This window comes from Streptomyces sp. JH34 (assembly GCF_029428875.1).
In the GTDB taxonomy this organism is placed as follows: domain Bacteria; phylum Actinomycetota; class Actinomycetes; order Streptomycetales; family Streptomycetaceae; genus Streptomyces.
In genome coordinates this window covers 5,521,056-5,534,909 of the sequence record NZ_JAJSOO010000001.1, presented here as the reverse complement: position 1 = coordinate 5,534,909, position 13,854 = coordinate 5,521,056, and the positions used below count along the sequence as shown (strand labels likewise).

Annotated in this window: 12 protein-coding genes; 7 read left to right on the top strand and 5 right to left on the bottom strand. The window is 72.7% G+C overall.

The window, feature by feature from the left end; translation table 11 throughout:
- Position 1: 1 nt before the first annotated feature.
- Both ftsL and rsmH read right to left on the bottom strand, forming a co-directional pair.
- Positions 2-514: a cell division protein FtsL gene (gene ftsL, locus LWJ43_RS24845; RefSeq protein WP_277334428.1), complete on the bottom strand. Its 513-nt coding sequence runs from the start codon at positions 512-514 to the stop codon at positions 2-4.
- Positions 515-563: 49 nt separating this feature from the next.
- Positions 564-1,529, bottom strand: coding sequence for a 16S rRNA (cytosine(1402)-N(4))-methyltransferase RsmH (gene rsmH, locus LWJ43_RS24840; protein WP_277334427.1), 966 nt, complete (start codon positions 1,527-1,529; stop codon positions 564-566).
- A gap of 410 nt (positions 1,530-1,939) precedes the next feature.
- Here rsmH and LWJ43_RS24835 point away from each other — a divergent pair, with 410 nt between their 5' ends.
- From LWJ43_RS24835 to LWJ43_RS24820, 4 genes are all read left to right on the top strand, one after another.
- Positions 1,940-2,503 (top strand): beta-class carbonic anhydrase, encoded by a 564-nt coding sequence (locus tag LWJ43_RS24835; RefSeq protein ID WP_277334426.1) that lies wholly within the window; start codon positions 1,940-1,942, stop codon positions 2,501-2,503.
- A 190-nt stretch (positions 2,504-2,693) separates the two neighbouring features.
- Entirely contained in the window at positions 2,694-3,743 is a 1,050-nt protein-coding gene (locus LWJ43_RS24830) for an AAA family ATPase (RefSeq protein WP_277334425.1), read from the top strand.
- Positions 3,743-5,119, top strand: a complete 1,377-nt coding sequence (locus LWJ43_RS24825) for a DUF58 domain-containing protein (RefSeq protein ID WP_277334424.1) — start codon at positions 3,743-3,745, stop codon at positions 5,117-5,119. Before LWJ43_RS24830 ends, LWJ43_RS24825 begins: the two co-directional genes overlap by 1 nt.
- Complete coding sequence (locus LWJ43_RS24820; RefSeq protein ID WP_277334423.1) at positions 5,116-7,536, top strand: transglutaminase TgpA family protein; 2,421 nt, start codon at positions 5,116-5,118, stop codon at positions 7,534-7,536. Before LWJ43_RS24825 ends, LWJ43_RS24820 begins: the two co-directional genes overlap by 4 nt.
- A 337-nt stretch (positions 7,537-7,873) precedes the next feature.
- Here the strand turns inward: LWJ43_RS24820 and LWJ43_RS24815 are convergent, their stop codons facing one another.
- The 3 genes from LWJ43_RS24815 to LWJ43_RS24805 form a co-directional block, all read right to left on the bottom strand.
- On the bottom strand, positions 7,874-8,278 hold the full coding sequence (locus LWJ43_RS24815; RefSeq protein WP_277334422.1) for a DUF3040 domain-containing protein: 405 nt from the start codon (positions 8,276-8,278) through the stop codon (positions 7,874-7,876).
- Between the two features lie 301 nt (positions 8,279-8,579).
- On the bottom strand, positions 8,580-9,338 hold the full coding sequence (locus tag LWJ43_RS24810; RefSeq protein WP_277334420.1) for a class I SAM-dependent methyltransferase: 759 nt from the start codon (positions 9,336-9,338) through the stop codon (positions 8,580-8,582).
- Positions 9,339-9,440: 102 nt separating this feature from the next.
- Positions 9,441-9,980 carry an SAV_6107 family HEPN domain-containing protein gene (locus tag LWJ43_RS24805; RefSeq protein ID WP_277334419.1) on the bottom strand — a complete coding sequence of 180 codons (540 nt, stop codon included), beginning with the start codon at positions 9,978-9,980 and terminating at the stop codon, positions 9,441-9,443.
- A 168-nt stretch (positions 9,981-10,148) separates the two neighbouring features.
- Between LWJ43_RS24805 and LWJ43_RS24800 the strand changes: the two genes are divergently transcribed.
- The 3 genes from LWJ43_RS24800 to LWJ43_RS24790 are packed head-to-tail and all read left to right on the top strand — an operon-like array spanning position 10,149 to position 13,625.
- A complete protein-coding gene (locus LWJ43_RS24800; RefSeq protein WP_277334418.1) occupies positions 10,149-10,925 on the top strand; it encodes an ATP-binding cassette domain-containing protein in 777 nt (258 codons plus the stop codon).
- A complete protein-coding gene (locus LWJ43_RS24795) occupies positions 10,897-12,984 on the top strand; it encodes a YhgE/Pip domain-containing protein (protein WP_277334417.1) in 2,088 nt (695 codons plus the stop codon). Before LWJ43_RS24800 ends, LWJ43_RS24795 begins: the two co-directional genes overlap by 29 nt.
- Before the next feature lie 29 nt (positions 12,985-13,013).
- Positions 13,014-13,625 carry a TetR/AcrR family transcriptional regulator gene (locus LWJ43_RS24790; protein WP_277334416.1) on the top strand — a complete coding sequence of 204 codons (612 nt, stop codon included), beginning with the start codon at positions 13,014-13,016 and terminating at the stop codon, positions 13,623-13,625.
- Positions 13,626-13,854: the final 229 nt, after the last annotated feature.

Below are 13,854 nucleotides of genomic sequence, written 5' to 3'. Positions count from 1 at the left end.
GTCACCTGCCGGTACTGGTCGGGGCTGGGGTGGACGGAGTCGTGGGGGAGACGGAGGGGGACGCGGAACCGGACGGGAACGCCTGCCCGGCGGGCGCTGTCTCGCTCGCCGGGGGCGCCGGAACCGCGGTGGGGGAAGAGGGCTGCGCGGTGGCACGTTCGGGCACCCCGCTGACCGTGCCGTCCTGGTTCAGGAAGGCGGGGCTGCCTCCGGGCACCATGCCGAGCTCCCTCGCCCGGCGTTCCAGGGCGTCGGGCTCGGAGTAGCTGTCCACGTCCCGCTGGAGGGCCTGCTGCTCGTCGGTGAGCTCGGTGGTCTCACGCTTCAGCTTGCTCAGCCTGAACGATCCTTCATTGAGCGCCGAGTTCAGCAGCAGGAGCGAGATCAGGCCACCCGCGAGGAGCAGCACGACCAGCAGGACGAAGGGGGTGCGGGCGGCGGTGCTCGGCCCGGACGGCATCAGCCGGGCGAGCCGGCCGGCCCTCCCCTTCATCTGCTCGGCCGTCCTGGTCACCGGGTCCCCACCGTCCTCCTCCGTGCCGGGACCGCCCGGCGGGACGCGCTCACCGCTCCTCCTCACGGATGCGCTGGGCGCCGCGCAGCCTGGCGGGGGCGGCACGCCGGTTCTCGGCGACCTCCTCCTCGGTGGGCAGTTCGGCGCCTCGGGTCAGCAGCTTCAGCCGGGGCTGGTACCGCTCGGGGACGACGGGCAGTCCGGGCGGCGCCGTGTTGGCCGCACCGGCCGCGAAGACCTGCTTGACCAGACGGTCCTCGAGGGAGTGGTACGAGAGAACCGCGATCCGGCCACCGACGGCGAGGCTGCGGACGGCGGCCGGAACGGCCCGCTCCAGGACGGTGAGTTCACCGTTGACCTCGATGCGCAGGGCCTGGAAGGTGCGCTTGGCCGGGTTGCCGCCGGTGCGCTTGGCCGCCTGCGGCAGGGAGTCGCGGATCAGCTCGACGAGGCGGGCGCTGTTGCTGAAGGGTTCCTTCTCGCGTTCGCGCACGACGGCCGAGACGATGCGCTTGGCCTGCTTCTCCTCGCCGTACGCGCGCAGGATCCGCACGAGTTCGCCCGGCGGGTAGGTATTGAGCACCTCGGCCGCGCCGATGCCGGTGGTCTGGTCCATGCGCATGTCGAGCGGCGCGTCCTGGGCGTAGGCGAAGCCGCGGTCGGCCTCGTCCAGTTGCATGGAGGAGACGCCGAGGTCGAACAGCACGCCCTGGACCTTGGGGATCCCCAGCCGGTCGAGGACCTCGGGGAGTTCGTCGTAGACGGCGTGCACCAGGGTGGCGCGGTCGCCGTACGGTGCGAGGCGCTCGCCGGACAGCCTCAGCGCCTCCTTGTCCCGGTCCAGGGCGACCAGCCGGGCCTCGGGGAAGGCCGCGAGCAGGGCTTCGCTGTGACCTCCGAGCCCGAGGGTGCAGTCGACGACGACCGGGGGCTGCGGTCCTGGCGCCTCCAGAGCCGGGGCCAGCAGGTCCAGGCATCGCTGGAGCATCACCGGGACGTGTCGGGTCTGGCTCAAAGCGCCCTCTCAGGCTCTGCCCCGTGTGGCCGTACATGCGGTCTGGTCCCCGCCCGCCCGGAAGGGGAGGTCGGCCGGCGCCGGGGAAGGGGCGTCGGCCGGCCGTCGAGCGGGAGAGGGCCGGGCCGCATGTACGCCGCACATCACGGGGAACTCGAAACATGTACAAATATGCGGAATGTGCAGGCGTGTCGGTAACTTCGGGTCACTTTAGTCCACCCTGCCATTCGATCCATTCCCGATCAACGAACCGCGCAGCGCGTCGGAGCGTCGCGGCGGCGCCCGGGAACCTCATCCGGCCGGAGGTCCGATCGTAAGGCTTGTGGGTTACCTCACAACAACCCACGTTGACGTTCTTTGTCCCCTTCCACTGCACGCCCGGGGCGGTCGCGAAGGTTAACGTCGTAGCCATGTCGACTTCTGCGCATTCTTCCGCCGAGACCGATTCCCCCACCACCTCCGGTACTCCCGCCGGAGAGACGGTCACCGACCGTCTGGTCGGCCTGAACACGCGTTACGCGGAGGCCTTCACCGATCCGGGCATGGACGCCCGCCCCGTGCTGAAGGTCGCCGTCGTCGCCTGCATGGACGCCCGCCTCGACCTCCACCGGGCGCTCGGCCTGGAGCTCGGCGACTGCCACACCATCCGCAACGCCGGCGGCGTGGTCACCGACGACGTGCTCCGCTCCCTGACGATCAGCCAGCGGGCCCTCGGCACCCGCAGCATCATCCTCATCCACCACACGAACTGCGGCATGGAGTCGCTGACCGAGGGATTCCGCCAGGAGCTGGAGCTCGAGGTCGGCCAGCGCCCGGCCTGGGCGGTGGAGGCCTACTCGGACGCCGACCAGGACGTCCGGCAGTCGATGCAGCGCGTGCGCACCTCGCCTTTCCTCCTGCACAAGGACGACGTCCGCGGCTTCGTCTTCGACGTGACCACGGGCAAGCTGCGCGAGATCCTTCCCGCCTCCTGAAGCACCCCCGACATACGGACCACACCCGGCATTTCGCGCTCACTTGCCGGGAGGCGAGTGACACGACGCGGTGACGGCAACAAGAATGCGGGTGTGACATCTCTCCGGGTCCCCCGGAGAGTGTCCGTATTTCGGGGCGGCCGGGCAGTCTTCTGCGCGGGCCCGAGCACAAGGGGCCGAGGAGGGCCGGGTGACGACCTATGACGATCGAGCGAGCCTCACAGATCTGACCACCACAACCGAGCGGGTACGCAGGTCGGTCGAGGGTGTGATCGAGGGCAAGCCTGAGGTCGTACGGCTTTCGCTGACCGTACTGCTCGCGGAGGGACACCTCCTGATCGAGGACGTGCCCGGCGTCGGCAAGACGATGCTGGCCAAGGCACTGGCGCGGTCCATCGACTGCTCCGTACGGCGCATCCAGTTCACGCCGGACCTGCTGCCGTCGGACATCACCGGGGTGTCGATCTTCGATCAGCAGCGGCGGGACTTCGAGTTCAAGCCCGGCGCGATCTTCGCCCAGATCGTGATCGGCGACGAGATCAACCGGGCCTCGCCCAAGACCCAGTCGGCGTTGCTGGAGTCGATGGAGGAGCGCCAGGTCACGATCGACGGGCAGACCTACGAACTCCCCGACCCGTTCATGGTGGTGGCCACCCAGAACCCTGTGGAGATGGAGGGCACCTACCCCCTCCCCGAGGCGCAGCGCGACCGGTTCATGGCCCGCGTGTCCATGGGCTACCCGAGTGCCGAGGCAGAGCTCCGGATGCTCGACGTGCACGGCGGGCCGTCACCGCTGGACGACCTTCAGCCGGTGGCGCACGCCCACGACATCGTGAAGCTGATCGAAGCGGTGCGCACGGTCCACGTGGCCGAGGCAGTCCGGCGGTACGCGGTGGAACTGGTGTCCGCCACCCGTCAGCACCCGGACCTCAGACTGGGTGCCTCGCCCCGTGCGACCCTCCACCTGCTGCGGGCCGCCAAGGCGTCGGCCGCGCTGAGCGGGCGGGACTACGCCCTGCCGGACGACGTCCAGGCCCTCGCGGCCGCGGTGCTGGCCCACCGGCTGCTTCCGACCGCGCAGGCACAGCTCAACCGGCGCACGGCCGAGCAGGTCGTGCTGGACATCCTGCAGCGCACACCCGTGCCGACCTCGGGCGGCGGCGCCACCGCTTCCGCGCAGCCCCAGCACCGGCCCGGCGGCCCGGTGTACGGCGGGCAGCCCGGCGCCCGGCGCCTGTGATGACGTCCGGGGCACCGGGCCCCGTGGACGACAGCGACGACAAGGGCGGCCTGCGGGCGGCTCTGGGCGGTCTGACGACACGGGGGCGGTCGTTCCTGGCCGCCGGTGTGGCGGCGGCGGCCTGCGCCTTCGTGCTGGGCCAGGGCGACCTGCTCCGGGTCGGCCTGCTGCTGGCGGTGCTGCCGCTGGTCTGCGTCACCGTCCTCTACCGCACCCGCTACCGGGTGGTCGGCAGCCGGCGGCTGTCGCCGTCGCGCGTGCCGGCGGGCACGGAGGCGCGGGTCCATCTGCGCATGGACAACGTGTCCCGGCTGCACACGGGCCTCCTCATGCTCCAGGACCGCGTTCCGTACGTCCTCGGCCCCCGGCCCCGGTTCGTCCTGGACCGGGTGGAGCCGGGCGGCGTACGGGAGGTGTCCTACCGGGTCCGCTCCGATCTGCGCGGACGCTACCCGCTGGGGCCCCTGCAGCTGCAGCTGAGCGATCCGTTCGGGATGTGCGAGCTGACGCGTTCGTTCAGCGCCTACGACACCCTCGTCGTCATCCCCCGCACCGAGCCGCTCCCCGCGCTGCGGCTGGCCGGGGAGGCCTCCGGATACGGCGACGGCAGGCAGCGGTCACTGGCACTGGCGGGCGAGGACGACATCATCCCGCGCGGCTACCGCCACGGTGACGACCTGCGACGGGTGCACTGGCGCTCCACCGCGCGCTACGGCGAGCTGATGGTGCGGCGCGAGGAGCAGCCGCGGCGGGCGGGGTGCACGGTGCTGCTGGACACCCGGCGGATCGCCTACCAGGGCGCCGGGCCGGGATCGGCGTTCGAGTGGGCGGTGTCCGGGGCGGCGTCCGCACTGGTGCACATGCTGGAGCGAGGCTTCGCGGTCCGGCTGCTCACGGACGAGGGGAGCGCCGCGCCGGACGGGAGCACCGACGGCTTCTCGGGGGTGGTCCAGGAGTCCGCGGAGTCGGCGGGCCTGATGATGGACGCCCTCGCGGTCGTCGATCACTCCGACGGGGGCGGGCTCTCCCGCGCGCACGACGTGCTGCGCGGCGGCGACGAGGGGTTGCTGGTGGCGTTCTTCGGCGACCTCGACGAGGAGCAGGCGGCGGTGGCGGCCAGGATGCGGCAGCGCAGTCGCGGGGCCGTCGCGTTCGTGCTGGACAGCGACGAATGGGCGCGCGGCGGCGAGGGCACCGGAGCTCCCGCTGCTGCCTCCGAGCGCCTGCGGCTGCTGCGCGAGGCGGGCTGGACGGCGCTGTCGGTGTCCCCCGGCGCGCAGCTCGCCCGGCTCTGGCAGCAGGCGGGCCAGGAGGGCCCCGGGGGACACTCCTCCGCGGCCGGAACGACGACAGGGCTCTTCGGGGGTTGGTCATGAGCGGGCGTACCCGACTGGCGCTGTGCGGCTTCGTGGCCACGATGACGGCGGCGGGAGCACTGCTGCCCCTGGTCGAGACGTCGACGTGGGTGCTGCGGGCCGCGTTCCTGCTGGCCGTGCAGACCGGGGTGGGCGTGCTCGCCCGCCGGATGCGTGCGGCACGGGTCCTGACGGTCTCCCTCCAGGTGCTCGTCACACTGCTGACGCTGACCGTGGCGTTCGCCGCGGAGCACGCCCTGTTCGGCGTACTGCCAGGCCCCCAGGCGGTCCAGCACCTCGCCGACCTGCTGACCGCGGGCGCCGACGACGTCGGCAGGTACGCCATCCCCGCGCCGGCGACGGACGGCATCCGACTGATGCTGATCGGCGGGGTGCTGCTGATCGGGCTCGCCGTGGACGTCCTCGCGGTGACCTTCCGCGCCGCCGCTCCGGCCGGCCTTCCGCTGCTCGCGCTCTACTCGGTGGCCGCGGGGCTCTCCGACGGAGGGGCGGGCTGGCTCTGGTTCCTGCTCGCGGCGTGCGGCTATCTGCTCCTCCTGCTGGCCGAGGGCCGGGACAGGCTGTCCCGGTGGGGACGGGTCTTCGGTGGTGTGTCCCGCACCTCGGGCGGTCTGGCGGCCGGCCTGGAGGGGTCGGGGCGCGCGTCGGCGTCGGTGCGTACGGGGCGGCGTATCGGCGCCGTGGCGCTGGGCATCGCGGTTGCCGTGCCCGCTGCCCTGCCCGCACTGGACGGCGGACTGCTGGGCGGCACGGGCGGCGGGTCGGGCCGGGGGAGCGGCGGGGGCACGATCTCCGCGGTGAACCCGCTGGTCTCGTTGCAGAACAACCTCAACCAGCCGGAGAACCGGGAGGTGTTGACGTATCGCACCAACTCCGCGAACCCGCAGGACTTCTATCTGCGCATCCTGGCCCTGGACCAGTTCGACGGCAGCGAGTGGCGTCCGTCGACCCGCCGGCTGAAGGACGTCCCGGACCGGTTGCCCGAGCCGGCCGGGCTCGGCGGGGACGTCTCCGTCACCGAGATCCGGACGAACATCTCGGCGTCCCGCTCCTACCAGCAGACCTATCTGCCGCTCCCCTACCCGGCGAGCGAGGTGGGTGTCGAGGGCCGCTGGCGTTACGAGCCCGAGGGGCGCACCCTCGTCGGCGACGACGGTCAGACGACGCGCGGCGCACGGTACGAGGTCAGCAGTCTGGTGGTGGAGCCGACGGCCGAGCAGCTCGCCGGGGCGATGGCACCGCCTTCGGGCCTGGCCCGTGAGTACACGCGGGTGCCCCCGTCACTACCCGATGTGGTCGAGAAGACCGCGGACCGGGTGACCGAGGGCGCGTCCGACGACTACGAGCGGGCGGTGAAGCTGCAGGACTGGTTCGCGTCGGAGGGCGGTTTCCGCTACGACACGACGGTGACGTCCGGCACCGGCACGGCGGCGATCGAGCGGTTCCTCAAGGACAAGGAGGGCTTCTGCGTCCACTTCTCCTTCACCATGGCGGCGATGGCCAGGACCCTGGGCATTCCCGCACGGGTCGCGGTGGGCTTCACCCCGGGCACGGTCCAGGCGGACGGTTCGGTGTCGGTCGGGCTGCGGGACGCGCATGCCTGGCCCGAGCTGTACTTCGAGGGCGTCGGCTGGACCCGTTTCGAGCCGACGCCGTCCCGGGGCAGCACCCCGTCGTACACCCGGCCCGACACGCCCTCGCAGGACCCCAGCGATCCCGCGCTGCCGACGGACGGCGCATCGGCCGCGCCCACGGCGGCCCCCTCCGTCACGGAGTCCTGCCCCGCGCAGATGCGCAGGCAGGGTGAGTGCGGCGCGTCCGCGGCTCCCGGCGCCGTGGACTCCACCGATCAGGGGACCCCGACGGGCACGCTCGTCCTGTGGGTGCTCGGTTCCCTGTTGGTCGTCGCGCTCCCGCTGCTTCCCATGCTCTGTCGGATCCGGGCCCGGAACCGACGGCTCGGCTCCTCAGGCGGGCGGACGCCCGCGGACGCGGCGGCACGGGTGATGGCCGCCTGGCGGGAGATCACCGACTCGGCCTGGGACCACGGCTTCCCGCCGGACGACTCGCAGACCCCTCGCAAGGCCGCGGCACGTGTCGTACGGCTGGGTGGCCTCCAGGGCACTGCGTCCGCCGCGATCCACCGGGTGGCGGGAGCGGTGGAGCGGGTGCTGTACGCGCCCGAGCCGGGAGCGGCGTCCGCACCGGCCGAGGATGTGCGGGCCGTGCGGGCGGGGCTGTGGGCCTCGGCCGGCCGCTGGGGCAAGCTGCGGGCGACACTCGCGCCGCGTTCGGCCGTTCGGGTGATCTGGGCTTTCTCGGAACGCCGGGCGGACCTAGGCCGCCGCTGGTCGGCCCGCGCGGGACGCGAGCGCTGGGCGGCCCGGCTGCGCCGCCCGTCGCGTCAGCAGGGCTGACCGCGCTGCCCCCGGGGGGCGTCCTCGGTTCCGGGGACGCCCAGCGGGGCCCTGGGACGGTTCCCGGGACGTCCGGCTGGGCCCCGGGGCGATTCCGGGGACGTGAGTCCGGCGGGCCCCCGGGGCGGTTCGGTTCCGGGGGCGTCCGGATGGGCCCCGAGGCGGGGCATGGAGCGCACCCCGCCGCTGGGCCGTGAGGGAGAACGCGTGAGGGGCGGTCGCTGTGAAGCGACCGCCCCTCATGTGTGAGGTCCGGCATGGTCCCGGCGTCAGGTCCCGGTGCGTCGGGTCCGTGTCCGGGGCCGGTGCGGTCACCGCCCGCCGGGACGCGGAAGGCTCACTGGCCCTGTTCGTCGCGGCGGCGCTGCCACCGCTGTTCGATCCGGTTCATCATCGACCGGCGCTGCCTGGGGTGTCGGCCTTCGCCTCCGCCCCCGCTCGCACTCCCCGCCGGCTGCTGCTCACCGGGCTTCGGCGCCTTGCGCCATCCGGTGACCGCCAGCACGGCACAGCCCAGCATGACGAGGAAACCCGCCACGCTGACCCAGGTCTGCTGGAAAACCATTCCGGCCATGAGGAGCGCGATACCCACCAGAAAACCGGCCACCGCCTGGTAGACCCGTCGCCGGGTGTACCTGCGCAGCCCGCTTCCCTCAAGCGCTGTAGCGAACTTGGGATCTTCGGCGTACAGCGCTCGCTCCATCTGCTCGAGCATTCGCTGCTCGTGCTCCGAGAGCGGCACGGAGTCCTCCTCGTCGTCGGCCGCGGGGGCGACCGGTATGCGGCCCTTCCAGGATAGGCAGGGATTCGCCCCCGTGAAACCCGCCCTCTAGCCATAGCCAGTCCGGACCGCCATTTCGGCTCGGCTGCTGAGGCGTAGATTCCCCGACCTCCGATCCGTCATGCCGGACGGTGTCACCCGATCATACGGGGCTCGCGGCCCGATCGGGTGTTCCGGGCGGTACTCCGTCTGCAGCTGCGTTGCTGATCAGCCGGGCTCCCGCCGCATTCCCGGCTCCGGTCCGACGGTCTCGGCGTCACCGTCAGGCGCGCTTCTCCCCCAGAACGTGCAGCTGGGTCGCCACGGAGTGGAAGGACGGCAGTTCCGAGACGGCCGCCTCCAGCCTGAGCAGCTCCTCCATGGCACCCGGTTCGGTGTCCACGAGAACACCCGGAACCAGGTCGGCGAAGACCCGTACACCGTGGACCGCGCCGACCTCGACGCCCGCGGCGTCGACGAGTCCGGTGAGCTGGTCCGCGGTGAACCTGCGGGGCACCGGGTCTCCGGCGCCCCAGCGTCCCGCGGGGTCCGTCAGCGCCTGCCGGGCCTCGGCGAAGTGCCCGGCGAGGGCCCTGGCCAGGACGGCTCCGCCGAGGCCGGCGCCGAGCAGGCTGAGCGCACCGGACGGGCGGAGCGCGTCGACCGCGTTGCGCACGCCCTCGGCGGGGTCGTCCACGTACTCCAGGACGCCGTGGCACAGGACCGCGTCGTATCCGGCGCGGTCCACCACCTCGAACAGGCCGAGGATGTCGCCCTGGACACCGCGGACCCGGTCGGCGACGCCTGCCTCGTCCGCACGGCGCTCCAGCGCGAACAGGGCGTTCGGGCTGGGGTCGACGACGGTGACCCGGTGGCCGAGCCGGGCGACGGGCACGGCGAAGTTGCCGGTGCCGCCGCCGGTGTCGAGCACGTCCAGCGCTTCCCTGCCGGTCGCCTTGACCCGGCGCTCGAGAGCGTCCTTGAGGACCTCCCAGACCACGGCGGTACGGAGGGAGGCGCGGGGGCGCAGCTGGTCCGACACGGCAGTTGACTCCTCGGCACGGTGCCGCCACGGACGGCGGAGCGTGAACGGTGCAGGTGGTACGGGTGGTCTCCACCCTATTGCCTCGCACCGTCCTCGCGGTCACTCCGCGTCGGGCCGCTGTCCGGGGCCGTCCTTCCGGGGCCGCGGGAGGACGGGCCGGAGGGCCAGCAGCCGCTCGACCAGACGCAGGAACATGGCCGCGTCACGCAGCAGGTCGTCGGCGTCGCGGCTGCCTGCCGCGCCGGGTATGCCCGCCTCGGCGCGCGCCCTGCGCGGGGCTCCCGACGCGAACAGCGCGCTCCATTCGGTGAGTTCGGGCGCGATGTCGGGGAGGACCTCCCAGGCGCTGCGGATCCGCTCACGGCGGCGCCCGCCGGTCTCCGGACGGCCGCGGGCGGCGAGCACGGCGGCGGCGGTGCGCAGCGCGGCGAGGTGGGCGGTGGCGTACCGCTCGTTGGGCACGTCGAGCCCGGCGGCCTCGTCGAGGCCCGCGTGGGCCTGGGCGAGCAGGTCGAGGGCGGCGGGCGGCGCGGTGGTGCGGCGCAGCACGGGGTGCACGTCGGTTGCCGGACCGGTCAGTGAGGGTGCAGGGCTGACGGCGCGGCGCCGCGGGGCGGCGGCTGCGGACGAGCTGGCCATGACGAACCTCCTGTCGTCGTGTGACGGCTCGGTGGCCGTCTGTGTCCATCGTGAGGGGCGGCACTGACAATCCCTCAGTACCCGCCTCTGACCTGGCACTTTGCTTCGAGCGCGAAAGAGGGCTAACTTTTTGCACTGACCAGTCAGTCTAAAAATGGGGGTGGGGTCGTGGAAAGCCCGCACGGGGCGGCGCTGTGCGCCGAGGACTTCGGACTGAAGGGTCCGCGCGGCTGGGCCTTCCAGGGGGTGGGGTTCACCGCCGGGCCGGGGTCGCTCGTCGCGGTCGAGGGCCCGTCCGGTTCGGGGCGCACCTGTCTGCTGCTCGCGCTCACCGGCCGGATGCGGTCCACGCGGGGCCACGCCGAGGTCGGCGGCGAGCGCCTGCCCGGACGACTGGCCGCGGTGCGCGGGTTCAGCGCGCTGGGCCCGGTCCCCGGGGTGAGTGAGCTGGACCCCTCCCTCACCGTCGCCGAGCACCTGCGGGAGCGGGCCCTGCTGCGGCGCCGCTTCGACGGTTCGCCGCGCTCCCTGCTGCGTCCCCGCTCCGAACGCGCGGCCACGGCCCGGGACACCGTCGACACCGCCCTGCAGGACGCGGGGCTCGACCTCGCGGCGCTGCCGAAGGCCGAACGGACCTCCGTGCGGGACCTGGAGCGGCTGGAGGCCCTGCGCCTGTCCGTCGCCCTCGCCCTGATGGGCCGTCCCCGGCTCCTCGCCGTGGACGACACCGACCTCAGACTCTCCGCCGCCGACCGCAACCTGGCCTGGGAGCTGCTGCGCGCCCTCGCCGCCGGCGGGACGACGGTGCTGGCCGTGTGCAGCGAGGCCCCGGAGGACGCGCTCACGGTGCGGACCCGCCCGGCGGCCGGGACGGACGCGGCCCGCGACGACACGACGACCGGGAAGGAAACGGCAGATGCGATCGCCGAGACTGGCAGCGCTTGAGCTGCGGCGGTTCGGCAGGGGCCGGATGCCCCGTGCCGCACTCGTGGCTCTCCTCCTGCTGCCCCTGCTGTACGGAGCGCTCTACCTCTGGTCGTTCTGGGACCCGTACGGGCGGCTCGACCGCATACCCGTGGCGCTCGTCAACGAGGACAAGGGCGCGAGCACCGGGGGTGAACGCCTCGCTGCCGGGGACGAGATCACCGGCGGGCTGCTCGACTCCAAGGTCTTCGACTGGCACGAGGTCGGCTCCGCCGAGGCCGAGCGGGGCGTCGAGGACGGGACGTACTACCTCTCGCTGACCATGCCGTCGGACTTCAGCGAGCGGATCGCCTCGAGTGCCGGCGACTCCCCCGCCACCGGCGCCCTGCGGGTGCGCACGAACGACGCGAACAACTACATCGTCGGGCAGATCTCCAGAACGGTCTTCGCCGAGGTCCGCGGCGCGGCGTCGACGAAGGCGTCCCGCGGCTTCCTGGACCGGATCTTCGTCGACTTCTCGGGCCTGCACGACGCGACCGCGAAGGCGGCCGAGGGCGCCGACGACCTCGAGAGCGGGCTCACGAAGGCGAAGAAGGGCTCCAAGGACCTCGCGGACGGCCTCAAGGACGCCAAGTCGGGCAGTGGCACCCTCTCCACGGGCATCACGAAGCTGAACAAGGGCGCGGGCGACCTGGAGACGGGCTCCCGGCAGGTCGCCGGCGGCACCCAGGCACTCGCCGACAAGGTCGACGCCGTCGCCGGGGACGTACGCCCCTTCCTGAAGGACAACGGCAAGGCCATCGGCGACACCGCCCGGCTGGTCGCCGACTCCTCGAAGGCCGTGCGGGACAACCTCGACCTGCTCGCGGAAGCGGCGCCCGTCGCCTCGGCCGCCGCCCACACGGCCTCGGACGACCTGACGGAGGTCTACCGGATCCGGTGCGAGGACCAGCCCCTTCCCGACCCGGGTGTCTGCCCGCAACTGAAGCGCGCCGAAACCGCGGCGGAGGACGTCTCCGAGGTGTCCGACGACGTCGACGCCCTGGTGAGGAACCAGAACGGCGACCTCACGAAGCTGCGCACCCGGCTCACCGACCTGGAGAAGCAGGCCGACGCCCTGGCGAAGCGGTCACCGCGTCTGGACACGGACCTGGAGTCGGCCGTGGCGAAGATCGACGCGCTCAACACCGGCGCACACGAGGTCGCCAAGGGCGCCGACGCGCTCCACACCGGTCTCGGCACCGCGAAGACGGGGGCCGGGAGTCTGAACACCGGCCTCAAGAAGCTCGACACGGGCGCCAAGGACCTCAAGAGCGGTCTGTACCGCCTGGGCGACGGCTCCGCGACCCTCGCCCAGGGGCTCAACGACGGGGTCGGCAAGATCCCTGACTACGACAAGGACGAGCGGGACGCCCGCACCGGCGTGATGGCGGACCCGGTGCGGCTGGCCTCCTCCTCACTGCACGCGGCGCCCAACTACGGCACCGGCTTCGCCCCGTACTTCATCCCGCTCTCGCTGTGGGTGGGTGCGATGGTGGCGTACATGCTGATCCAGCCGCTCAGCCGGAGGGCCCTCGCGGCAGGGGCGCCTGCCTGGCGCATCGCCTTCGCGGGCTGGCTCCCGGTGGCCGCGATCGGCCTGCTGCAGGTCGCCGCACTGATGTCGGTGCTGCACTGGCAGCTCGGTCTGCGGATGACGCACGCCGCCGGGACGATCGGCTTCCTGGCCCTGGTGACGTGCTGCTTCGCCGCGATCGTGCAGTGGCTCAACGCCCGCTTCGGCGCCGCGGGGAGGATCCTCGTCCTGGCGGTGCTGATGCTCCAGCTGACCTCGGCCGGCGGCACCTACCCCGTCCAGACCAGCCCGGGGTTCTTCGGGGCGATCCACCCCTACCTGCCGATGACGTACGTCGTGGACGGGCTGCGCCGGCTGATCACGGGCGGTGGGCTCGGGCCGGTCTGGCAGGGCTGCGCCGTGCTGCTCGCCTTCACGGCCGGGGCGCTCGCGCTGACCGCGCTCTCCGCCCGCCGCAAACAGGTGTGGACCCTGGACCGGCTCCATCCGGAGCTGAGTCTGTGACGGCGCCCGCACCTGTGAGAATCGTCCGTATGGACAGCAGTAGCACCACACGCCGCCAGGTCACCCGGCAGAAGCTCTACGAGGCGGCGGTGACCCTCATCGCGGAGAAGGGGTTCTCCGCGACGACGGTGGACGAGATCGCCGAGCGCGCCGGGGTCGCCAAGGGCACGGTCTACTACAACTTCAAGAGCAAGACCGAGCTCTTCGAGGAGTTGCTGCGGCACGGAGTCGGGCTGCTCACGCGGTCGCTGCGGTCGGCCGCCGAATCGACGGAGGCGCGCGGCGGCACGCGCGTGGAGGCGCTGGACGCGATGATCAGGGCCGGCCTGGTCTTCATCGACCGCTACCCGGCCTTCACCCAGCTGTACGTCGCCGAGCTCTGGCGCACCAACCGCGCCTGGCAGTCGACCCTCCTGGTGCTGCGTCAGGAGGCGGTCGCCGTCGTCGAGGGCGTCCTGCGGGAAGGTGTCGCGGGCGGTGAGCTCAGCGAGGAGATCGACATCCAGCTGACGGCCGCCGCACTGGTCGGGATGGTCCTGGTGGCCGCGCTCGACTGGCAGGCGTTCCAGCCCGAGCGGACGATCGACGACGTGCACTCCGCCCTGTCCCTGCTGCTGCACGGCCGGGTCAGCGGACGCTGAGGCCCTGACGGCCCGCGGACGGAGAAACGCCGGTCCGGTGGAATTCGATCCCCCCGAATTCCACCGGACCGGCGTCCGGTACCGCCGCGGAGCCCTCCCCCGTGACCCCGTGTCCCCCGTGGTCCCGGAGCTCCGCGCCGTGTGCCCCCGTCACGTCGGGGGTGCCGCGCCGTTCCGCCGCCCCGTGCCGGCGGTACCGGCGCCGCGCCCCTTCCGTGGTCCCCACTCT